Genomic DNA, 20832 nt, shown 5'->3' on the forward strand with positions numbered 1-20832 from the left:
AGGCCGCCATGCAGCTCACAATACCCCTGGGGGGTACCAAGTCAAGCGGTGGCGACGCTTGCGTCATATACCGGTGGGGGGTATACAGGACGCCGTGCGGCGATACCCCCGCCCCGTATCTGACCATGATCTTCGAGGAGGCACCCATGTCCGTCACCGCCTACGCCGTCTCCGGCACGTCCCGCGGTCGCCGCGAGGCGACGCTCACGACCGGACGGGTGTGACCATGACGACCTCCACGACCCCCGCCGGCACCGAGGTGGAACTCGTCATCGGCGGCATGACCTGCGCCTCGTGCGCGGCGCGCATCGAGAAGAAGCTCAACCGGATGGACGGCGTCACCGCCACCGTCAACTACGCCACCGAGAAGGCCCGCATCAGCTACGGCGGGGACCTCACCGTCGAGGACCTGATCGCCACCGTCGAGGCGACCGGATACACCGCGCGGGAGCCGGCCCCGCCCGCCGGCCCGACCGCCGGACCGCTCGAGGAGCCCGACGAACTCCGGCCGCTGCGGCAGCGGTTGGTGACCGCCGTGGCGCTCGCGGTGCCCGTCGTCGCGATGGCCATGGTGCCGGCGTGGCAGTTCACGTACTGGCAGTGGCTGTCGCTGACGCTCGCCGCGCCCGTGGTGACGTACGCGGCGTGGCCCTTCCACCGGGCCGCCTTCACCAACGCGCGGCACGGCGCGGCCACCATGGACACGCTGATCTCCGTCGGCACCTCGGCCGCGTTCCTGTGGTCGCTGTGGGCGCTGTTCTTCGGCAGCGCGGGCACGCCGGGGATGACGCACCCGTTCGAGCTGACCATCGCCCGCACGGACGGCGCCGGGAACATCTACCTGGAGGCCGCGGCGGGTGTCACCGCCTTCATCCTGGCCGGGCGGTACTTCGAGGCGCGTGCCAGGCGCCGGGCCGGCGCGGCGCTGCGGGCGCTGCTGGAGCTGGGCGCCAAGGACGTCACCGTGCTGGGCGCGGACGGCCGCGAACACACCGTTCCGGTGGAAGAGCTGAAGGTCGGCGACCGCTTCCTCGTGCGGCCCGGCGAGAAGATCGCGACGGACGGGACCGTGGCCGAGGGGTCCTCGGCCGTGGACGCATCGATGCTCACCGGCGAATCCGTACCCGTGGAGGTGGCGGCCGGGGACCCGGTCACCGGGGCCACGCTCAACGTGGGCGGGCGGCTCGTGGTCGAGGCCACCCGGGTCGGTGCCGACACAGAGCTGGCGCGGATGGCCCGGATGGTGCAGGACGCGCAGAACGGCAAGGCCGCCGCGCAGCGGCTCGCGGACCGCATCTCGGCGGTGTTCGTCCCGGTCGTGATCGCCCTGGCGCTGGGCGCGCTGGGCTTCTGGCTCGGCAACGGAGCCGGGCTGACGGCCGCGTTCACCGCCGCCGTGGCCGTGCTGATCATCGCCTGCCCGTGTGCGCTGGGCCTGGCCACGCCGACCGCGCTGATGGTCGGCACCGGGCGCGGCGCCCAGCTCGGCATCCTCATCAAGGGCCCGGAGGTCCTGGAGTCCACCCGGCGCGTCGACACCGTCGTGCTGGACAAGACCGGCACCGTCACCACCGGCCGTATGACGCTGCTGGCCGTGCACACCGCCGAGGGCACCGACGAGGCGGAGGTGCTGCGGCTGGCGGGGGCGCTGGAGCACTCCTCCGAGCACCCGATCGCCCGGGCCGTCGCCGACGGGGCGCTGCAGAAGCTGGGCTCTGTGCCGACGCCCGAGGACTTCGCGAACGTGCCCGGGCTCGGCGTGCAGGGCGTGGTGGACGGCCACGCCGTGCTGGTGGGCCGGGAGCGGCTGCTCGCCGACTGGGCGCTTCAGCTGCCGCAGGACCTGGCACGGGCCAGGGCGGCGGCCGAGGACGCCGGGCGCACCGCCGTCACGGTCGCCTGGGACGGCGAGGCGCGGGCGGTGCTGGAGGTCGCCGACGCGGTGAAGGACACCAGCGCGGAGGCCGTCCGGCGGCTGCGGGCGCTCGGGCTGCGGCCGATCCTGCTGACCGGCGACAACGCGGCGGTGGCCCGGTCCGTCGCCCGCGACGTCGGCATCGCGGCGGAGGACGTCGTCGCCGAGGTGCTGCCCCAGGACAAGGTCGAGGTCGTCCGGCGGCTCCAGTCCGAGGGACGCACGGTCGCGATGGTCGGGGACGGCGTCAACGACGCCGCCGCCCTCGCCCAGGCCGACCTCGGGCTGGCGATGGGCACCGGCACGGACGCCGCGATCGAGGCCGGCGACCTGACCCTCGTCCGTGGTGACCTGCGGGCCGCGGCCGACGCCATCCGGCTGGCGCGGCGGACCCTGCGCACCATCCGCTCGAACCTGTTCTGGGCCTTCGCCTACAACGTGGCCGCCCTGCCGCTCGCGGCGGCGGGCCTGCTCAACCCGATGATCGCCGGTGCGGCGATGGCCTTCTCGTCGGTCTTCGTCGTGGGCAACTCCCTGCGGCTGCGCACCTTCCGGGCCGCCGTCTGACGGCGGCCCGGGCTACGTCGCGGGCGGGAGCGGAGCACCTCGCCGCTACCGTTCGGGGCGCTGCGCGAGACGGGAACGCGTGGCCGGCCACCGCCGGTCCCGGCCCCGCCCGGCCCCCGGAAGGACCTGAGACCGCCGGCACCCGAACGGACGTGGTGGCCCCAGGGGCGCGCGGGGTGGAACGATCACGCCCCGGGAACTCGTTCAGTTACCGCCGGCCGCGGGCACGTCCGCCGGCCGGTCCGACGCCGCAACGCCACCGCAGGAGAAGCGCATGACCGACCCGACCACGGACGAGGCCACCACCCGTTCGCCGCAGGAGGCCGCGGAGGCCGCCGCCGGACGGGGCCGTGCCCTGGCCGCCGTACTCCATGATCTGCGGACCGTGGACGGTGCCCTCTACGCGGCGGTGGCCGCCACCCCCACGCCCACCCTCGACCGGGCCCTGCGCCGGCTGTCCCACGCGGCCGACCACTCGAAGATCTCGTTCGCCATCGCCGCCGCCCTCGCCCTCGGCGGGAAGCGGCCGCGCAGGGCCGCGCTCGCCGGGGTCGGGGCGATCGCCGTGGCCTCCGCCTCCGCCAACCTGCTCGGCAAGCGCCTGGTCCGCCGGGCGCGGCCGGACCGGGAGGCGGCCCGGGTCACGGTGGACCGGCACGTGCCGATGCCGACCTCGGCGTCGTTCCCGTCCGGGCACACCGCCTCGGCCGTCGCGTTCGCCACCGCCGTCGGCGTGGTGCTGCCCCCGGCGGCGGTCCCGCTCGGGGCGCTGGCGGGCGCCGTCGGCTACTCCCGCGTCCACACGGGGGTGCACTACCCGGGCGACGTGGCCGCGGGCGCGGTCCTCGGCATCGCGAGCGCCACCGTCGCCCTGGCCGTGGCGGCGGCACCGCACACGGCCACGCCGCGGGAGTGGACGCGGCTGTTGCGGCGCGCCGTGTGACGGGGAAAGGAGGCTTCGCACCGAGGACGCCCAGGGGCCGATGTCGTTGTGGTGTCCCTGCCGGCCGCCCCCTCACCCACGTCGGCGGGCCGGGTGCGCCACGCGGGACTCACCCGGGGCGCGGCGCGCCGCTCGCTTGGAACCGGGCGGGCGCGGGAACTCGCCGTAGTGCCCCGCCGTCCTCCGCCCGTGCGGGAGGCGATCATGGTCGAGCCGCCCAGCCCGGTGCCACCGCACCCCACGCCCTCCCCTCCGGCTCCCGGCCGCCCCGACCCGGAGCCCGGGCCTCCCCCGCCGCACCCCGCGCCGGAGCCGCCGCGTCCGGCGCCCCGGCCGAATCCCCTGCCCCGGCCCGTCCCACCCCGGCGCACGCCGGACACCGCCGGGCTATCCGGCCGGCACCAGGGCGACGGGGCAGTGCGCATGGTGCAGGACGGCGTGCACCACCGTGCCCAGCCGCAGCCCGAACCGGCCGCCGGGCGCGTGGCGGGGCAGGACCACCAGGCCCGCCTGCTCCGACGCGGCCACGAGCGCGGCCGAGGGTGAGCCGAGGACCAGGTCCGTGTGGGCGTGGACGTGCGGGAACTCGGCGAGGGGACGGGCGGCCCGGTCGAGGAGCCGGGCGTGCAGGCGCTGTTCGTGGTCCACCTGGCTCACCTGGGGCACCACCACGCCGACGGCGGCGAGCGGTGTCCAGGCGTGCAGCAGCCGGGCGGGGACCTGGCGCAGCTCCGCCTCGGCGAGGGCGAACCGTACGGCGTCCTCGTCGCGTTCGTCGCGCACCCCGACCACGACACCACCGCTCGCCGCCCGCTCCGTGTGTCCCCGGGCCACGACCACCGGGCGGTCGGCGTGCGCGGCCACCTTCAGGCTCACCGAGCCCAGCAGCAGCCCGGTGAAGCCGCCGCGTCCGCGGGTGCCGACCACTACCAGGGCGGTGTCCCGGGAGGCGTCGAGGAGGGCCTCGGCGGGGTGGTCGCGGGCGAGGACGGTGTCGACGCGCAGACCGGGGTGGGATGCGGTGAGGCGGGCCCGGGCGTCCTCCAGGAGGCCTGCGGCCACGTCGAGGAGCCGCCGGTCCGTCTCCTCCTCCTCGGCGCGGGGGCCGACGGCGTGCAGGACGCGCAGCACGGCGCCGCGCAGCCGGGCCTCGGTGGCCGCCCAGTCCGCGGCCGACCAGGTGTGCGGTGTGTCGTCGACGCCGACGAGGACGGTGCCGTGGCGTCCGTGGCCCAGCCTCACCTCGGGCCTCCCTCCCGCCCCTTGCGCAGGAACCGCCGCAGCCGCGCCAGGGGCCAGGTGTTGATGACGTCGTCCTTGGTGAGCCAGCCGCGCTGGGCGGTGCCCACGCCGTAACGCAGGTTGGCCAGGTGGAGGGTGGCGTGGGCGTCGCTGTCGACGGCGAACCGCACCCCGTGCCGCCGGGCCCGCAGGATGTCCTCGTCGCGCAGGTCGAGCCGGTCGGGGTGGGCGTTGATCTCCAGCGCGGTGCCGGTGCGGGCGCAGGCGGCGAAGACCGCGTCCAGGTCGGCGTCCAGGCCCGGCCGCTTGCCGATGATGCGGGTGGTGGGGTGGCCGATGATGTTCACGTACGGGTTCTCGCAGGCCCGCACCAGGCGCCGGGTGAGCGTCTCGCGCCCCTGGTTGAAGTGCGAGTGCACCGACGCCACGCACAGGTCGAACCCGGCCAGGAACTCCGCCGGCCAGTCGACCTCGCCGTCGGGGCCGATGTTCAGCTCCACGCCGTGCAGCAGCCGCATGCCGCCGCGCCGGCCGGCCTTGCCGTGGGCCCCGTCCAGGTGCCGTACGGCCGTACGCTGGGCCAGCATCCGCTCGTCGGTCATGCGCTGCATGTACAGGTTGGGCCCGTGGTCGGTCACCGCATAGTAGGCGTAGCCGCGCCCGGCGGCCGCCGCGACCATCTCCTCCAGCGGGGCGAGCCCGTCGGTGAGGTCGGTGTGGGTGTGCAGGTCGCCCCGGATGTCGCTCTCCTGGACCAGGTCGGGCAGTGCGCCGCGCAGCCCGGCCTCGATCTCGCCGCGGTCCTCGCGCAGCGTCGGCGGGATCCAGGGCAGGCCGAGCCGGGCGTACACCTCCTCCTCGGTCTCGGAGACGATCTTCTCGCCGGTCTCGGTGGCGAACAGGCCGTACTCGGAGAGCTTCAGTTTGTGGTGCACGGCCCGTTCGCGGGTGCGGATGTTGTGTGCCTTGGAGCCGGTGAAGTACTGCAGCGCCGCTCCCCAGGAGTCCAGCGGTACGACACGCAGGTCGACGGAGAGGCCCCTGGTGGTGCGGACCGACGTCTTCTTCTCGCCGCGCACGACGATCTCGGAGACGTACGGCAGCTCCGTGAACGCCCGCATCAGCGCGGCCGGGTGCGCGCCGGCGGCGAGGATGTCGAGGTCCCCGACGGTCTCGCGCAGGCGGCGCAGCGACCCGGCGTAGGTGCAGCGGCGGCAGCCGGCGACCTGTGACAGGGCGGCGACGACGTCCTCGGCGAGGTCCGTGGCGGCGTCGAGCAGGACGCGGCCGCCGGAGGACTTCAGCAGTTCGATGCCGTGCAGGATGTTCTGCTCGGTCTTCGGCCCGAAGCCCTTCAGGTCGCGCAGCCGCTCGGCGTGCAGGGCGTCGGCGAGTTCCTCGACCGAGGCGATGCCCAGCTCCTCGTACAGGACGCTGGCCTTCTTCGGGCCGAGCGTGGGGATCGCGGTCAGCCGGCGGACACCGGCGGGGATCTTCGCCCGGAGTTCCTCCACCGCGCTGACGCGGCCGTCGCGGAGGTACTCGAGGATCTTCTCGGCGATGGACCTGCCGACGTTGGGGATCTCCTGGAGACCCTTGAGGCCGAGGGTGGACACGTCGGCGTGGTAGCCGCCGACGGAGCGCGCGGCCTTCTCGTAGACACGTGCCCTGTACGCGTCTCCTCCGGTGATCGAGATCAGGTCCGCGTACTCCTGGAAGAGCGCGGCGACCTCGTCGTTGGACCGAGCCACACTCTCAGGGTAGGCGGGGACCGGGCGCTCGTGCCTGTGCGCGGCGTGGTACGGGCGCGGCCGCGCGGGTACCCGGGAGGCGCACGACCACCTGGGGAGATGACTCGGATGCTGATCCTCGGACTGCTCCTTGTGGCCGGCTCGGCCGCCTTCACCGTGCTGCTGATCGCCGGCAACCTCTCCGGCGGCCCCGAGTACACCGTGTCGGTCCTGGGCAACGACCTCGTCACCCTGAACACGCTCGCGGTCTTCTGCTCGGGTCTGGCGCTGGCCCTGGTGTTCTGTCTCGGCCTGGCCATGATGACGACGGCCGCGGCACGCCGTCGCCACCGCCACCGGGGCCCCCGGCGACGCGGCCGCGAGGACACCGTCCCCCTGGACGAGATGATGGGCCCGGACAACCGCGCCTGACGGGGCGCGGGCAGCGCACCCACGCTGCTCGGCGTCCCACCGGCACGTCCTGTCGCCGGAGGCCGGCTGAGGCCCGCCTCTCCTGGGTGCGGCTGCTACTCGCCCTGGTACGGCAGCGTGGTGCCCGGCAGCGCGTACTCGTCCCGGCGCCCGCACATGCCGAAGCCGCCGAGCCGGGTGGGGGCCGCCTGGTACGCGGTCGCCTCACCGAGGTACGACGGCTCCCCCGCCTGCAGCGCGTCGAGCTGCGCTCCGGTGCGCTCGGCGGCGGCCAGGGCACCGGCCCGCCACAGCTCACGCCAGGCCGGCACCCTGGCGCGCACCAGCCGGGCGGCGGCCCGCTGGAACTCCAGGTACGGGCCGCTGTCTCCGGCGACCAGGGCCTCGCGCAGGGCGAGGTATCCCTGCACGGCGAGGTCGCGGCGGCGCCTCGCGGCTGCCTCCGTCTGCGGGCCGGTGCCGGGCGGCAGCGTGGCCGCGGCGGCGTACCGGTCGGGGTCGGCCAGCACCTCGGGCGGGAAGGTGAACACCGCGTCCCCGGCTTCCGGCAGGCCGCTGTTCTGCATCAGCACGGTGATGCGCAGGTCGCCGCCCTGCACCATGCGGTGCACGGTGCCCGGGGTGAACCAGGCGACCGAGCCCGGCTCCAGGGGGATGTCGCGGTAGCCGTCGGGGCTCAGGGTCTGCACGGCGCCACGGCCGCCGGTGACGACGTACGCCTCGGTGCACACCAGGTGCAGGTGCGGGCTGCCGCCGCACACGCCGTCGGCGGCCGGCCAGGGGTAGGCGCTCAGGTGGGACAGGCCGACGGCGCCGGGCAGCGGATGCGGCAGGACGGGCTCGGCGCCCTCCACCGGTCGGCTCACCACGGCAGGCCCTCCAGGTACGCGGCGACCCGGTCGCGGTCCCAGGCGCCGTCGGCGACGACGACCCGGTAGCGGTAGGCGAAGGACTCACCCGGCGGCAGCGCGAACTCCTCGAAGAACGCCCAGGAGAAGGCGACCGTCGGGAACGGCTCGGAGCGCACGAACCAGTGCGACTCGTGGATCGCGGACCGTTCGTCCAGGTTCTCCGGCGCATGGGCGAAGACGACCGTGGAGTGCGCGTCGACCTCGTCGTGCTCGGTGGTGAACGCCAGCCACGGGCTCTGGCTGCCCATGAGCTTGCCCGCGTCCGCGTCGGTGCCGGGGGCGAGGACCGTGCCGCCGGTGAAGTCGCGCGGGCCGCGCCACTGGAGCCCGGTGTAGCCGGCCATCTCGCGTCCGGCGGTGGTCGGGGAGCCGAAGGCCAGCGGCGTGTCGCGGACGTTGGTGAGGCGGATCGCCCAGTCCAGGGCCCAGGCGCCGGCTTCCTCGTCCACCGAGTGGACCACGATGTCCCGGACCTCCCGGGCCCACTCCTGCCCGCCGTTCTCCACCCAGGTGAGGTCCTCCGTGAAGGCGAGGCGGCCCTCCTCGGCCGTGAAGGCGGAGAACCCGTCGTGCCGCATCGAGCCGACCCGGTCGGGCAGGGCGAGGTACCCCTGGCCGTGCACGTAGCAGTTGCCGCCCCAGAAGTTCTGCCCGGACAGGTGACTGGCCGTCATCTGCAGGCCCTTGTGCCAGCGGTGGTCGTTCGGGCGGTAGCCGGTCACCGTCCGGCCGGCCAGGGTGCGCACCGGGTGGGCGTACGGCTTGGGCGCCTCGAACGCCTCGGGGTCGGGGCGGTAGACGTAGCGCAGGATCTCGGTGCCGTTCGCCGCCGTGACCGCGATGTCCTCGCCGTGGGTGTGGCTGACTCGGATGCTCATGCGCGCTCCTTGGGGGCCCAGTCGGGGTGGTCCCCGTGCATGGCCGCGTAGAAGGGGTCGCCCGGGCCGATCTCACCGGCGCGTACGGGGCTGCCGGTGAACGCCGCCTTGTACAGCGCGGCGGCGAACTCCAGCGTGGCGCGGGCGTCCCGGCCGCTGCCCGGGGGTCTGGTGCCGCTGTCGTAGGCGTCGAGGAGGGTGCCGAGCTGGGCGGTGTGCGAACTGGGCACGTCGTGCGGCGGGGTGCGCCAGGCGGAGACGCGCTCGGAGGGGACGTGCGGGGCCGGGGTGTAGACCCAGTTGTCGTTGCCGTGCCCGTACAGGTGGGTCAGCTCGACCGTGGCGTCGGCGCAGTCGATGCGGATGCGGCTGACCTCGTCCGGGGAGAGCACGCTGTTGACGACGGTGGCCAGGGCGCCGCCGCGAAAGCGCACCAGGGCGGTGGAGACGTCCTCGCTCTCGGTGTCGTGCACCAGTCGGGCGGCCATGGCCCGGATCTCCTCCCACGGGCCGAGCAGGTGCAGCAGCAGGTCGTACTGGTGGATGCCGTGGCCCATGGTCGGGCCGCCGCCCTCGGTGGCCCAGCGTCCGCGCCACGGCACGGCGTAGTAGGCGGCGTCGCGGTGCCAGGTGGTCTGGCAGTGCGCGACCAGCGGGGTGCCCAGCTCACCGCTGGTGATCAGCCGGCGGGCATGCTCGGCGCCGGAGCCGTAGCGGTGCTGGAAGACGACGGCAGCGTACGCCCCCGAGGCCTCCTCGGCCGCCGCGATGTCGTCGTACTCGGCGAGCGACAGGCACAGCGGCTTCTCGCACAGCACCCAGGCGCCCGCCTTGAGCGCGGCCACCGTCTGCTCCCGGTGCAGGGCCGGGGGCGTGCCGATGAGGACGAGGTCGGGGCGTACGGCGTCCAGCATGTCGCCCATCGACGTGTACCCGGCGACGTCCTCGCCCGCCAGCTCCCGGAAGGCGTCCAGCCGGCCCTGGTCCACGTCGACGGCGGCGACCAGGTCCACGCGGTCGGCGTGGGCTCTGAGCGCGGGCAGATGGCTGCCGCTGACGATGGCTCCGGTGCCGACGACGGCGGCGCGTCGGCGGGCGGAGGACGGTCGGGACACGGACATGCGGCGCTCCTCGGACAGCCGGTGGACACGCGCTCGGAAAGCGCTTGCACTCGACACGCGACCCTAGGCGCGCGAGATTGTCAGGACAACCCCCCGTGCGGTGATCTTGGCCAAGGGCGCACCTGTCGAGGCAGGCCGAGCGCGGACCGTGGGGCGCCCCGGCCGAGCGGTTCCGCGCGAGCGCGGCGACGGGCCCGTCCCGCCGGGGGCCGCCTGCCGCGGGTCCTGAAGAGCCGGGCCCGCGGACGTGAGGCCGATGAGTTTGCGGTGGTGGTGCGGTCTACCCCCTCGACGAAAGGAGCGCACCATGCGCAAGATCATCGTTTGCACGTTCCTGACGCTGGACGGCGTCATGCAGGCGCCGGGCGGTCCGGACGAGGACCCCGAGAGCGGCTTCCCGCACGGCGGCTGGCAGAAGCCGGTGTCGGACGAGGAGGTCGGCGCGGCGATCGCCGGCTGGTACCAGGACTCCGACGCGATGCTGCTCGGCCGCAAGACGTACGAGATCTTCGCGTCGTACTGGCCGACCGCCGATCCGGAGAACCCGTTCACCGAGCGGATGAACAGCATGCACAAGTACGTGGCGTCCAGGACCCTGACGTCCGTCGAGTGGCAGAACTCCACGCTGCTGGAGGGCGACACCGTCGAGGCGGTACGCGAGCTGAAGGCGTCCGACGGCGGCGCCGTCAACGTCGTCGGCAGCGGCGACCTCGCCCAGACCCTGATGCGGCACGACCTGGTCGACGAGTACCGGCTGACCATCCATCCGGTGATCATCGGCACCGGCAAGCGGCTGTTCGCCGAGGGTGCGATCCCCACCGCCCTGGAGCCGGTCAGCGTCTCGGCGACGAAGGGCGGCACCGTCGTCGGTGTCTACCGGCCGAGCGGCAAGCCCGCCTACGACAGCTACTAGGGTCTGTCGTTCGGGTCAGTCCGGCGTCGCGGGCTCTGGCACGCACATCCGCGGCGTTGTCGTCGGTTGCCGACGCTCCGCGTCGCCGCCCCGGGCCTCCCCGCCGGCCGGGGTACGGGTGGCCGGGGCGCGGAAGCGGTAGCGGCGTTCCGGGCGGCCCGCCACGCCGTAGCGCAGGGACACCTCCGCGCTGCCGACGGTGTGGAAGTACTCCAGGTAGCGGCGGGCGCTGACGCGGGAGACGCCGGTCAGACGCGCGCACTCGGTGGCGGACAGCGTGCCGTCGGCCTCGCGCAGGGTGCGTTCGATCAGCTCGGCGGTCTCCACGCTCATGCCCTTGGGCAGGGCGGGAACGGATGCCGCCGCTCCGGCCAGCACGCGGTCCACGTCGGCCTGGCTGCGCACGACCGTGCCGAGCAGCCGGCCGCGCCGGTCGGCGTACCGCTCCAGGCGGGCGCGCAGGTCCTCGAACGCGAACGGCTTGAGGAGGTAGTCGACGACGCCCTGCCGGACGGCGCCGCGCACCGTGTCGGCCTCCCGGGCGGCGCTGATCACCATGACGTCGCAGTCGTGGCCGGCCGTGCGCAGCCGGGGGATGACGTCGAGGCCGAACAGGTCCGGCAGGTACAGGTCGAGCAGGACGAGGTCGGGGCGGAGTTCGTCGACGGCCGTGACGGCCTGCTCGCCGGTGCCGGCGACGCCGACGACCCGGAACGGCTCGACGCGCTCCACGAAGGCGCGGTGCACCCGGGCCACCATGAAGTCGTCGTCGACGACGAGGACGTCGATCACGTCGGCCGCCGCGGGCGCCCTGCTCATCGGTTCGCTCCTTCCGCCACCGCGCCGGTGGGGTGGCTGACGGTCGTGCGGGGGCGTGAACACCGCCCCGTCGGGTGTGGGTCACCCAGCTTCCACCGCCGTGACGTTCGCAGACCAGCCGGGTGAGCGCCAGACCCGCGTCGCTGCGAGGACGGCAGGTGGGCGACGAGCTCGCGGCTGCCTGCCAGGGGCACAGCCACGAGGGGAACACAGGCGCACGCGCCGCCCGCGACCACAAAGAACAGAACCTCCGTTGGTTGCGGAAGGAGGACACCCGGCCGGGGTGCGGGCACCATGTGGCCCACGTCACCCGCTCCCCCACCGGATCACCCGTCCGCATCGACCGACAGGTGGTGGCACACGTGCGCCTGCGCACCCCCCTCGCCCTGCTCGGGGCCGCCGTGCTCGTCCTCGTGGGTCCGCCGCTGCTGGCCACCGGCAGCGGCACCGGGACCGGCACGCAGATCCCGGGCCTGCGCTTCATGGTCCCCAACACGCCCGGCGGCGGTTACGACATCACGGCGCGTACGGCCGCGAAGAACGCCGAGGACGCCGGACTCACCCCCACCGTCGAGGTGTTCAACCTGCCCGGCGCGGGCGGCACGGTGGGTCTGAGCCGCCTGGTGAGCGAGCACGGCAACGGCAGGCTCGCCATGACGATGGGGCTCGGTGTGGTGGGCGCGGTCCGCTCCAACCACGCCCCGAAGACCCTCGCGGACACCACTCCGATCGCCCGGCTCACCGAGGAGCAGGACGTCGTCGTGGTCGCCAGGGACTCCCCGTACGAGACGATCGACGAACTCATCGGCGCCTGGCGGAAGAGCCCGGGCAAGCTGCCGGTGGGCGGCGGCTCGTCGCCCGGCGGGCCGGACCACCTGGCGCCGATGCTGATGGCGAAGGCGGCCGGGATCGCGCCCCGGCGGGTCAACTACATCCCCTTCGACGGCGGCGGCGAGCTGCTCGCCTCGATCCTCGGCGGCAAGGTCGCCTTCGGGGTGTCCGGCGTCGGCGAGTACCTGGACCAGATCAAGGCCGGTGAGCTGCGGGTCCTGGCCGTCACCGGCCCCGAGCGGGTCGACGAGTTGAAGGACGCGCCGACGCTGAAGGAGTCCGGCTACGACGTGGAGTTCACCAACTGGCGCGGCATCGTCGCCCCGCCCGGCCTGAGCGACGCCGAGCGCGGCAAGCTCGTCCGCCTCGTCGAGGAGCTGCACGCGTCGGACGAGTGGCAGAAGTCCCTGAAGCAGAACGGCTGGGACGACGCCTTCCTCACCGGGGAGAAGTTCGGCGCCTTCCTGGAGGCGCAGGACCAGCGCGTGGTGGCGGTGCTGAAGGAGCTGGGACTGTGATGAGCACGCGGACGGACACACCCCCGGCCGGGACGGGAGCCGAGCGCCGTTCCTGGCTGCGCGACCACTCCGAACTCGGCGTGTGCGCGCTGCTGCTGACGCTCGGTGTGCTGGTCCTGACCGACGCCCTGACCATGGACGTCGACCTCACCCAGCGCGGCCCGGTCGGCCCGAGGACCGTCCCGGTCGTCGTCGGCGCCGGCCTGCTGGTGATCGCCGCCCTGCTCGCCGTCGACGTGCTGCGCGGCGGCCGGGGCCAGGCCGAGACCGGCGAGGACGTCGACCTGTCGGAACCCGCCGACTGGCGCACGGTGCTGCTGCTGGCGGGGGTGTTCCTCGGCGCGGCCGTCCTCATCGAACCGCTCGGCTTCCCCGTCGCCGGGGCGCTGCTGTTCTGGGGCGCCGCCTACGCCCTCGGCAGCCGCAGCACCGACCGCGATCCGCTCATCGCGGCGGCCCTGTCCCTGGTCACCTACGCCGTCTTCACCCACCTGCTCGGAGTGCCGCTGCCCGGCGGTCCGCTGATGGGAGTGCTGTGACATGAACGCCCTCACCTCCCTCTGGGACGGCTTCGGTACGGCCCTGACCCCGGTCAACCTGCTGTGGGCCGCGGTCGGTGTGCTGCTCGGCACGGCGATCGGGGTGCTGCCCGGCATCGGCCCGGCGATGGCGGTGGCGCTGCTGCTGCCGGTGACGTACGGGCTCGAACCCACCGGCGCGTTCATCATGTTCGCGGGCATCTACTACGGCGCCATGTTCGGCGGCTCGACCACCTCGATCCTGCTGAACACGCCCGGCGAGAGCGCGGCCGTCGTCGCGGCTCTGGAGGGCAACCCGATGGCCAAGTCCGGCCGGGGCGCGCAGGCGCTCGCGGCCGCCGCCATCGGGCACTTCGCGGGCGGCATGGTGGGCACGCTGCTGCTGGTGGCGCTCGCCCCGACGGTCGCCGACCTGGCGGTGGACATCGGCGCGCCGGACTACTTCGCCATCATGGTGCTGGCGTTCATCGCGGTGACGTCGGTGCTGGGCTCCTCCCGCGTGCGGGGCCTGGCGTCCCTGCTGATCGGCCTCACGCTCGGTCTGGTGGGCCTGGACCAGATGACCGGCCAGCAGCACCTGACATTCGGCTCCCTGCAGCTGGCCGACGGGATCGACGTGGTCATCGTCGCGGTCGGGCTGTTCGCGATCGGCGAGGCGCTGTGGGTCGCCGCGCACCTGCGGCGCAGGCCGCCCGAGCCGATCCCGGTGGGCCGGCCGTGGCTGGGCCGCAACGATGTGCGGCGGACCTGGAAGGCGTGGGCGCGCGGCCCGTTCATCGGCTTCCCGTTCGGCGCGGTCCCCGCCGGTGGCGCGGAGATCCCCACCTTCCTCTCCTACGTCACGGAGAAGCGCCTGTCCAAGCACCAGGACGAGTGGGGCAAGGGCGCCATCGAGGGCGTCGCCGGGCCGGAGGCGGCGGCTTCCGCCTCGGCGGCGGGGACGCTGGTGTCGATGCTGACCCTCGGCCTGCCGACCACGGCGGTCGCGGCGGTGATGCTGGCCGCGTTCCAGCAGTACGGCATCCAGCCCGGCCCGCTGCTCTTCGCACGCGAACCCGACCTGGTGTGGGGCCTGATCGCGTCCCTGTTCGTCGGCATGGTGCTGCTGCTCGCGCTGAACCTGCCGCTGGCGCCGCTGTGGGCGAGACTGCTGCGCATCCCACGGCCGTACCTGTACGCCGGGATCCTGTTCTTCGCGGCGCTCGGCGCGTACGCGGTCGGCGGCGAGGTGATCGACCTGGTGACCTTGCTGGTCATCGGCCTGATCGGGTTCGGGATGCGGCGTTACGGCCTGCCGGTCCTGCCCGCCGTGATCGGTGTCATCCTCGGCCCGAACGCCGAACAGCAGCTGCGCCGCGCCCTGCAGATCAGCGACGGCAGCGTCACGGGCCTGGTCGACACGCCGTTCGCGGTGACCGTGTACGCGGTGATCGCGGTGCTGCTGGCCTGGCCGCTGCTGAAGCGGCTCGTGACCCGCGAGCGGGCCCGGGCCTGACGGCCGGCGGCCCGCCCCACTCCCCTGGGGGCGGGCCGGCGGTCCGCGGTGGAGCTACAGCGTGCGTTCCAGCCGGTCCGCCACCAGCTTGACGAACCGGGCCGGTTCCTTCGGCTGACCGCCCTCGGCGAGCACCGCCAGGGCGTGCAGCAGCTCGGCGGTCTCGGCGAGCTCCGCCTTGTCGGCGTGCTCCTTGTACGCCTGGTTCAGGCCCTTGACCAGCATGTGGTCCGGGTTGAGCTCGAGGATGCGCCGGGTGCGCGGCACCTCCTGGCCCATCGCGCGGTACATGTTCTCCAGCGCCGGGGTGAGGTCGTGCGCGTCGGAGACGAGGCAGGCCGGGGACGTCGTCAGACGGGAGGACAGGCGGACCTCCTTTACGTCCTCCGCCAGCCGCTCCTTCATCCAGCCGAGCAGACCGCCGTACTCCTCGGCCTGCTTCTCCTTCTCGTCCTCGGTCTTCTCCTCGTCCTTCGCGTCGAGGTCGATCTCGCCCTTGGCGACGGACCGCAGCTTCCTGCCCTCGAACTCGCCGACGGCGTCGACCCACACCTCGTCGACCGGGTCGGTGAGCAGCAGCACCTCGATGCCCTTGGCGCGGAAGGCCTCCATGTGCGGGGAGTTCTCGATGCTCTGCCGGGAGGCGCCGGTGAGGTAGTAGATGTCCTCCTGCCCGTCCTTCATCCGCTCCACGTAGGCCTTGAGCGTGGTCGGGTCGTCGTCGCCGTGGGTGGTGGCGAAGGAGGCGACGGCGAGGATCGCGTCCCGGTTCTCGGCGTCGGTGATCAGGCCCTCCTTGAGGACCGCGCCGAACTCCCGCCAGAAGGTGGCGTACTTGTCCGGGTCCTTGGCCTTCATGTCCTTGACCGTGGACAGGACCTTCTTGGTGAGCCGGCGCTGCATCATCCGGATGTGCCGGTCCTGCTGGAGGATCTCGCGGGAGACGTTGAGCGACAGGTCCGCCGCGTCCACGACGCCCTTGACGAAGCGCAGGTAGGGCGGGAGCAGGGCCTCGCAGTCGTCCATGATGAAGACGCGCTTGACGTACAGCTGCAGGCCGCGCTGGTAGCCCTGGGTGAACAGGTCGTGCGGGGCGTGCCCGGGGATGAACAGCAGCGCCTGGTACTCGAAGGTGCCCTCGGCCTGGAGCCGGACGGTCTCCAGCGGGTCGCGCCAGTCGTGGCTGATGTGCTTGTACAGCTCGTGGTACTCGTCGTCGGACACCTCCTCCCGCGAGCGGGCCCACAGGGCCTTCTGGGAGTTCAGCGTCTCGGGCTCGGGGGCCTGGTCGCCGTCGTCGCCGTCCGTCTTCTCCGTCTTCTCCGTCTTCTCGGGGACGAGGCGGATCGGCCAGGTGATGAAGTCCGAGTACCGCTTGACGATCTCCCGGATCTTCCAGGTGACGGTGTAGTCGTGCAGCTGGTTCTCGGGGTCCGCGGGCTTGAGGTGCAGCGTGACGGCGGTGCCCTGCGGGGCGTCCTCGACGCTCTCCAGCGTGTAGGTGCCCTCACCCCGGGACGACCAGCGGGTGCCCTGCCGCTCGCCGGCGCGCCGGGTCACCAGGGTCACCTCGTCCGCCACCATGAAGGCGGAGTAGAAACCGACACCGAACTGGCCGATCAGCTGGTCGGCGCCCGCCGCGTCCTTGGCCTCCTTCAGTTCCTTCAGGAACGTGGCCGTGCCCGAGTTGGCGATGGTGCCGATGAGCTGCCCGACCTCGTCGTACGACATCCCGATGCCGTTGTCCCGCACGGTGAGGGTACGGGCGTCCTTGTCGATCTCGATCTCGATGTGCAGGTCGGAGACGTCGGCGTCGAGGGTGTCGTCCCGCAGCTTCTCCAGGCGCAGCTTGTCGAGCGCGTCGGAGGCGTTGGAGACGAGCTCGCGCAGGAACACGTCCTTGTTCGAGTAGACCGAGTGGATCATCAGCTGGAGCAGCTGACGCGCCTCCACCTGGAACTCGAAGGTTTCGGTCGGCATGGTTCGCGATTACCTCACGGGTCCGTAAGTCGCCGGAACTGGTGGTAATCACTGTAAAACAGCATGTCAGTCCGGGTGGTGCCGTTGCCGGAGCTGGTGTGGCACGACGGCGCTCACCCCCGGAACCGCTCCCCGCACGGCGGATGCTCCGGCAGGTGCTTCTCGGCCCACTCCCCGAGCTCCTGCAGCGCGGACCGCAGGGCGGCCCCGGCCTCGGTGAGCCGGTAGCGGACCCGCAGCGGCGGACCCTCCTCGACCTCGCGCAGCACGAGTCCCGCCGCGCCGAGTTCGGTGAGCCGGTCGGAGAGCATGCGCTCGCTGATGCCGGGGATCGCCCTGCGCAGGTCGGTGAAGTGGGCGGGCTGATCCAGCAGCACGGCGACGATCGGGCCGGTCCAGCGCTTGCCGAGCAGCTGGAAGACGCGGGAGATGCCCTTGTCCACCCGCTTGCACGCGCCCACGTCGTGGTCCGGCTCGATCGTCATGCGGTCAGGATACTGCGACCCCGTAGGGGGATGAAAAAAAGTAAGCCCCTGTGTTATTCATAGTCGAGTACGAAGTCTCACCGCCTTACTGGGAGTTCCGCATGGCCACGCTGCTGCACATCGACTCGTCCGTGTTCCCCGCCTCCGCGTCCGCGTCCCGGGCCGTGACGCGGGCGTTCCGCACCACCTGGGAGGAACAGCACCCGGAGGGCACGGTGATCTACCGCGACCTCTCCGTGGACCCGGTGCCACACATCACCGCCGACGCCCACACGGCCGGGTTCGCCGATCCGGCGACGCACACCCCCGAGCAGGCCGCCGCCTTCGCCGAGCGCGTCAAGCTGATCGAGGAGCTCGAGCGGGCCGACGCGGTGCTGATCGGTGCCCCGATGTACAACCTCACGGTGCCCTCGACGCTGAAGGCCTGGCTGGACAACGTCGTCCTGTTCGGCCGTACCGCGGGCGAGGCACAGTCGGCCAAGGGCACCCCGGTGACCGTCGTCGCCAGCCGCGGCGGCGCCTACGGCCCGGGCACGCCGCGCGAGCCGTACGAGTACGTGCAGAACTACCTGTCGGCCCTGCTGGTCGACTTCCTCGGCATGGAGCTCGACTTCATCGTCCCGGAGCTGACCATGGCCCCGCAGAACCCGGCGATGGCCGAGTTGGTCCCCCTCTACGAGGCCTCCCGTGAGCGCGCCCTGCAGGAGGCCGCGGCCAAGGCCAAGAGCCTCGCCCAGCGCCTCGCCGCGTAACCGCCCTGCCAAGGCCCTGTTCCTTCTGACGCGCCGCGGGCGGTCCGCTTGCCTCGCCTGCTCATCTTCAACGGGCGCTCGCACCGGCCGGATCGCCCCCGGCCGCGCCGCCGGACAGGGCGCACGACCGCGGGCCGCGGCCGGTCATCGCACCGGCCGCGGCCCGTCTGCCGTGGGGCGCTCAGCCCTCCTGACGGTTCAGTTGGTCCTCCCGCAGCGCGTCGAGAGGCGGTCGGGGTCCTCGGGCGTGTGCCGCGACGGCCCGCCGGCAGGCCGTGCCCGCCGTGGTGGCCGGCCCGGCCTCGACGTCCGGCACGCCGGGCTGTCCCCTCCCCCAGCAGAAGCCGGGTGCCTGGCCGGCCGTCGATCCCTGCGGCCGAGCGGCTCGGACGGCGCCGGCGCGCCGTGGGCCGCACCGGTGTACGCGGGGGTGTTCGGCGGGCGTGGGTCATGTGGACGTCCCACAGCGCCGCAGACCAGCTCATCATCTCGTCAGGCGGACCAACGCCGCTCCGGTGACTGCGGCCACCGTGCCCGCCATGAGCATCCCGGCCAGGGCGCCTATACCCGCGATCACGACGGGAGACTGGCCCGGATGCCACAACGGCATGGCGGCCGAGCAGAAGACGACCAGCCCCGCGAGCCAGGCGACCGCGGTGGCCCAGATCCATGTCCCGGCGCCCAGGACATGCCGCCGCAGCACCCACCACTGCGCGATGCCCAGGCTCAGCAGCAGAAGCAGGCCGTCGACGACCGCCAGGCCGGCCGCCACAGGCCAACCCCCGACATGCGGAACCACCGCTGAGGGCAGCAGTCCCAGCAGCCAGGCACAGCCCGCCGCCACCGCGGTGGCGGTCACCCAGTGGCGCCGCCGCAGATCGGGCAGCACCTGATGCAGCACGTGGGCCTGCGCCCCACCCAGCAGGGCCCCCTCCGCCATCCCCGCCCCGACCAGCACCGGCCACGTCCCGGCCAGACTCGGATCACCCTCCGGCCCGGCGACCCGCCCGATGCGGGCCTGCGCCGGCCGACGCGGCACGCCGCGCAGGCCGGGGCTCCACGGCCCCGGGCGTCGCCCCGCCGTGCCGCTTCAGCGTCGGCTCCGAGCGCCGCCCGCACGCCCGGCGCGGCCGAGCAGCGGACGGGTCAGTCGTGCGGGACGACGGCGACGGGTGCGGTGGCGTGGTGCACAACGGCGTGGGTGACGGGGCCGATGTGGATGCCGAACGGGCTGCGGCGAACGCGACGGCCCGACGCCGGGTCGGCGGACACCCCGTAGGCGTAGTACGTCGGCGGGTTCCAGCCATGGACGACCCGCAGGGGCGTGGCCCGCCGGGCCGCCGCGTCGAACGCGAACTCGATCAGCGCCTCGTCCGGGCTGCCGGTGTCCAGGCCGAGCACCACGGGACGGTAGGCGGCCGCGGTCGACGGGATACCGACCGGGTCCTTCTCGTGCTCGTCGGCCGCCTGTTCTCCCCCGCGGACCAGGACCACGGGCCGTTCGGCGTGCGCCAGGACCGCCAGGCCGACGGATCCGACCAGGAAGCCACCGATCCCGCTCATGCCACGCGATCCCAGGGCCAGCAACTCGGCATCCTTCAGGGCCGAGCACAGTGCCTCGGCCGGGTTGCCGGAGAGTTGCTGGGTGCTCACCTCGACGCCGGGGTGCCGCAGCCGCAGCCCCTCGGCGGCTTCGCGCGGGATCCGCTCGGTCCAGTGCTGGTGGGTTTCGGCGCCGAGAAGCGGCGCCTGGGCAAGGGGCTCCGGCACCGGCTGCCATACGTGGACGAGCTTGAGCGGCAGCCCACGCAGCTTTGCCTCCCTGGCCGCCCATTCGGCGGCGGCTCGGCTCTCCAGGGAACCGTCGAGACCTACGGTGATGGTGCGGGACATGTTCTCAACCTCCGGAAGTAGGGGCCCGATTCGATCCTTGCGGGCAGGCCCCGGCGACCGTAGGGGCCACTGGTCCCGGACCGGCTCCCGACCGTCCCTGGCACAGGCGGGACGGTGGGTCCGGGACCGGCGCCCTCGCGCCTTCCACGCTCAGCGCGCCGGCCGTCGCGCCACCAGACGGACGCCCTCCGGCCGTGCGGCCGCGCGGCGCGGCCGCGTCAGGGAGTGAACACCTCGTCCAGACGGTCGATCGCCCCGTCGGCACCCAGGTGGTACGTGAACACCAGTCCGCTGTTCGGGTGGGCTTCCAGCCAGTCGAGGAACTCCTGGACACCGATGTGCTGGTTCTCGGTGCTCTCCACGATGGGGTTGGTGACGGTGACGTACGCCGCCTGGTCCATGGGGATGTACGTCTCCTTGCCCACCGTCTCGAAGGGTGCGCCGTCGGAGTCCGCGGGGCCGCAGCCCCAGTTCCCGTGCTTGACGATCAGGCTGAGGGAGCCCCCTTCGGGGGTGTAGCGGTAGACCGCCACCTCGTCGGGTGAGATGGGCATCTTGTGGTCGCAGCCGTCGTCCGAGCCGCCGGAGGCGGCCGGCTCGGCCTGCGCCGGGGCCGAGGCGGCAGGCTGGGGTGCTGCGGAACCCGACGATCCGCCGCTGCCCGTGCCCGTCGTGGGCTTGCCCGCGGGCTTGGCGCCGGCCGTCGGGGTACCGGATCCGGTCCCCGGACCGCTGCCGCCCGGCTTCGCCGTCGCGGTCTTCCCGCCCGCGGGGGCTGCCGTCGAGGGTCCGTCTCCGTTGCAGGCCGTGAGCACCACCGCAAGGACGGCGGCAAAGGCGCTGATCACGGTCGTACGGAGAACGGTGC

Annotated in this window: 19 protein-coding genes; 8 read left to right on the plus strand and 11 right to left on the minus strand. The window is 73.3% G+C overall.

All coding sequences use genetic code 11. The features are described from left to right. Positions 1-226 precede the first annotated feature (226 nt). Both AB0K80_RS15955 and AB0K80_RS15960 read left to right on the plus strand, forming a co-directional pair. Positions 227-2482 (plus strand): heavy metal translocating P-type ATPase, encoded by a 2256-nt coding sequence (locus tag AB0K80_RS15955; RefSeq protein WP_365669807.1) that lies wholly within the window; start codon positions 227-229, stop codon positions 2480-2482. Between the two features lie 274 nt (positions 2483-2756). Next, a complete protein-coding gene (locus tag AB0K80_RS15960) occupies positions 2757-3425 on the plus strand; it encodes a phosphatase PAP2 family protein (RefSeq protein ID WP_365669809.1) in 669 nt (222 codons plus the stop codon). Between the two features lie 387 nt (positions 3426-3812). Here AB0K80_RS15960 and AB0K80_RS15965 read toward each other — a convergent pair whose 3' ends face one another. Together AB0K80_RS15965 and polX are read right to left on the minus strand one after the other, a co-directional pair. Further along, entirely contained in the window at positions 3813-4667 is an 855-nt protein-coding gene (locus tag AB0K80_RS15965) for a universal stress protein (RefSeq protein WP_365669811.1), read from the minus strand. Then, positions 4664-6418: a DNA polymerase/3'-5' exonuclease PolX gene (polX, locus tag AB0K80_RS15970; RefSeq protein WP_365669814.1), complete on the minus strand. Its 1755-nt coding sequence runs from the start codon at positions 6416-6418 to the stop codon at positions 4664-4666. Before polX ends, AB0K80_RS15965 begins: the two co-directional genes overlap by 4 nt. 108 nt (positions 6419-6526) lie before the next feature. On the opposite strand from polX, the gene AB0K80_RS15975 reads away from it, so the two are divergent. Next, on the plus strand, positions 6527-6829 hold the full coding sequence (locus AB0K80_RS15975; protein ID WP_365669817.1) for a hypothetical protein: 303 nt from the start codon (positions 6527-6529) through the stop codon (positions 6827-6829). Positions 6830-6924: 95 nt separating this feature from the next. Here the strand turns inward: AB0K80_RS15975 and AB0K80_RS15980 are convergent, their stop codons facing one another. The 3 genes from AB0K80_RS15980 to AB0K80_RS15990 are packed head-to-tail and all read right to left on the minus strand — an operon-like array spanning position 6925 to position 9739. Next, the gene (locus AB0K80_RS15980; protein WP_365669819.1) at positions 6925-7698 is read right to left on the minus strand and encodes a cupin; all 774 of its coding nucleotides are present in this window, start codon (positions 7696-7698) and stop codon (positions 6925-6927) included. Then, positions 7692-8618, minus strand: coding sequence for a PmoA family protein (locus AB0K80_RS15985; protein ID WP_365669821.1), 927 nt, complete (start codon positions 8616-8618; stop codon positions 7692-7694). Before AB0K80_RS15985 ends, AB0K80_RS15980 begins: the two co-directional genes overlap by 7 nt. Then, positions 8615-9739, minus strand: coding sequence for a Gfo/Idh/MocA family oxidoreductase (locus AB0K80_RS15990; protein ID WP_365669823.1), 1125 nt, complete (start codon positions 9737-9739; stop codon positions 8615-8617). Before AB0K80_RS15990 ends, AB0K80_RS15985 begins: the two co-directional genes overlap by 4 nt. A 307-nt stretch (positions 9740-10046) precedes the next feature. On the opposite strand from AB0K80_RS15990, the gene AB0K80_RS15995 reads away from it, so the two are divergent. Next, positions 10047-10652 carry a dihydrofolate reductase family protein gene (locus AB0K80_RS15995; protein ID WP_365669825.1) on the plus strand — a complete coding sequence of 202 codons (606 nt, stop codon included), beginning with the start codon at positions 10047-10049 and terminating at the stop codon, positions 10650-10652. A 15-nt stretch (positions 10653-10667) separates the two neighbouring features. On the opposite strand, the gene AB0K80_RS16000 is transcribed toward AB0K80_RS15995, so the two are convergent. After that, complete coding sequence (locus AB0K80_RS16000) at positions 10668-11471, minus strand: response regulator (protein WP_365669827.1); 804 nt, start codon at positions 11469-11471, stop codon at positions 10668-10670. Positions 11472-11833: 362 nt separating this feature from the next. On the opposite strand from AB0K80_RS16000, the gene AB0K80_RS16005 reads away from it, so the two are divergent. The 3 genes from AB0K80_RS16005 to AB0K80_RS16015 are packed head-to-tail and all read left to right on the plus strand — an operon-like array spanning position 11834 to position 14854. Then, complete coding sequence (locus AB0K80_RS16005; RefSeq protein WP_365670285.1) at positions 11834-12820, plus strand: tripartite tricarboxylate transporter substrate binding protein; 987 nt, start codon at positions 11834-11836, stop codon at positions 12818-12820. After that, on the plus strand, positions 12820-13359 hold the full coding sequence (locus AB0K80_RS16010) for a tripartite tricarboxylate transporter TctB family protein (protein WP_365669829.1): 540 nt from the start codon (positions 12820-12822) through the stop codon (positions 13357-13359). The genes AB0K80_RS16005 and AB0K80_RS16010 overlap by 1 nt, the downstream gene beginning before the upstream one ends. A 1-nt stretch (position 13360) precedes the next feature. Further along, complete coding sequence (locus tag AB0K80_RS16015; protein WP_365669831.1) at positions 13361-14854, plus strand: tripartite tricarboxylate transporter permease; 1494 nt, start codon at positions 13361-13363, stop codon at positions 14852-14854. Between the two features lie 54 nt (positions 14855-14908). Here the strand turns inward: AB0K80_RS16015 and htpG are convergent, their stop codons facing one another. After that, complete coding sequence (gene htpG, locus AB0K80_RS16020) at positions 14909-16834, minus strand: molecular chaperone HtpG (RefSeq protein WP_365669833.1); 1926 nt, start codon at positions 16832-16834, stop codon at positions 14909-14911. A 113-nt stretch (positions 16835-16947) separates the two neighbouring features. After that, the gene (locus AB0K80_RS16025) at positions 16948-17319 is read right to left on the minus strand and encodes a helix-turn-helix domain-containing protein (protein WP_365669835.1); all 372 of its coding nucleotides are present in this window, start codon (positions 17317-17319) and stop codon (positions 16948-16950) included. Positions 17320-17420: 101 nt separating this feature from the next. Here AB0K80_RS16025 and AB0K80_RS16030 point away from each other — a divergent pair, with 101 nt between their 5' ends. Then, positions 17421-18071, plus strand: coding sequence for an NAD(P)H-dependent oxidoreductase (locus tag AB0K80_RS16030; RefSeq protein WP_365669837.1), 651 nt, complete (start codon positions 17421-17423; stop codon positions 18069-18071). 484 nt (positions 18072-18555) lie between these two features. Here the strand turns inward: AB0K80_RS16030 and AB0K80_RS16035 are convergent, their stop codons facing one another. From AB0K80_RS16035 to AB0K80_RS16045, 3 genes are all read right to left on the minus strand, one after another. Continuing rightward, positions 18556-19110: a hypothetical protein gene (locus AB0K80_RS16035; protein ID WP_365669839.1), complete on the minus strand. Its 555-nt coding sequence runs from the start codon at positions 19108-19110 to the stop codon at positions 18556-18558. 107 nt (positions 19111-19217) lie between these two features. Next, positions 19218-19964, minus strand: coding sequence for a universal stress protein (locus AB0K80_RS16040; protein ID WP_365669841.1), 747 nt, complete (start codon positions 19962-19964; stop codon positions 19218-19220). Between the two features lie 218 nt (positions 19965-20182). After that, entirely contained in the window at positions 20183-20812 is a 630-nt protein-coding gene (locus tag AB0K80_RS16045; protein WP_365669843.1) for a hypothetical protein, read from the minus strand. Positions 20813-20832 lie beyond the last annotated feature (20 nt).

Origin of the sequence: Streptomyces sp. NPDC052682, from assembly GCF_040678435.1 — a bacterium.
Lineage (GTDB): Bacteria > Actinomycetota > Actinomycetes > Streptomycetales > Streptomycetaceae > Streptomyces.

Excerpts from the sequence above, each read along its gene's own strand:
- AB0K80_RS15955 (WP_365669807.1), top strand. The coding sequence starts at position 227 with ATGACGACCTCCACGACCCCCGCCGGCACCGAGGTGGAACTCGTCATC.
- AB0K80_RS15960 (WP_365669809.1), top strand. The coding sequence starts at position 2,757 with ATGACCGACCCGACCACGGACGAGGCCACCACCCGTTCGCCGCAGGAG.
- AB0K80_RS15975 (WP_365669817.1), top strand. The coding sequence starts at position 6,527 with ATGCTGATCCTCGGACTGCTCCTTGTGGCCGGCTCGGCCGCCTTCACC.
- AB0K80_RS15985 (WP_365669821.1), bottom strand. The coding sequence starts at position 8,618 with ATGAGCATCCGAGTCAGCCACACCCACGGCGAGGACATCGCGGTCACG.
- AB0K80_RS15990 (WP_365669823.1), bottom strand. The coding sequence starts at position 9,739 with ATGTCCGTGTCCCGACCGTCCTCCGCCCGCCGACGCGCCGCCGTCGTC.
- AB0K80_RS15995 (WP_365669825.1), top strand. The coding sequence starts at position 10,047 with ATGCGCAAGATCATCGTTTGCACGTTCCTGACGCTGGACGGCGTCATG.
- AB0K80_RS16000 (WP_365669827.1), bottom strand. The coding sequence starts at position 11,471 with ATGAGCAGGGCGCCCGCGGCGGCCGACGTGATCGACGTCCTCGTCGTC.
- AB0K80_RS16010 (WP_365669829.1), top strand. The coding sequence starts at position 12,820 with ATGAGCACGCGGACGGACACACCCCCGGCCGGGACGGGAGCCGAGCGC.
- AB0K80_RS16015 (WP_365669831.1), top strand. The coding sequence starts at position 13,361 with ATGAACGCCCTCACCTCCCTCTGGGACGGCTTCGGTACGGCCCTGACC.
- htpG (WP_365669833.1), bottom strand. The coding sequence starts at position 16,834 with ATGCCGACCGAAACCTTCGAGTTCCAGGTGGAGGCGCGTCAGCTGCTC.
- AB0K80_RS16025 (WP_365669835.1), bottom strand. The coding sequence starts at position 17,319 with ATGACGATCGAGCCGGACCACGACGTGGGCGCGTGCAAGCGGGTGGAC.
- AB0K80_RS16030 (WP_365669837.1), top strand. The coding sequence starts at position 17,421 with ATGGCCACGCTGCTGCACATCGACTCGTCCGTGTTCCCCGCCTCCGCG.
- AB0K80_RS16040 (WP_365669841.1), bottom strand. The coding sequence starts at position 19,964 with ATGTCCCGCACCATCACCGTAGGTCTCGACGGTTCCCTGGAGAGCCGA.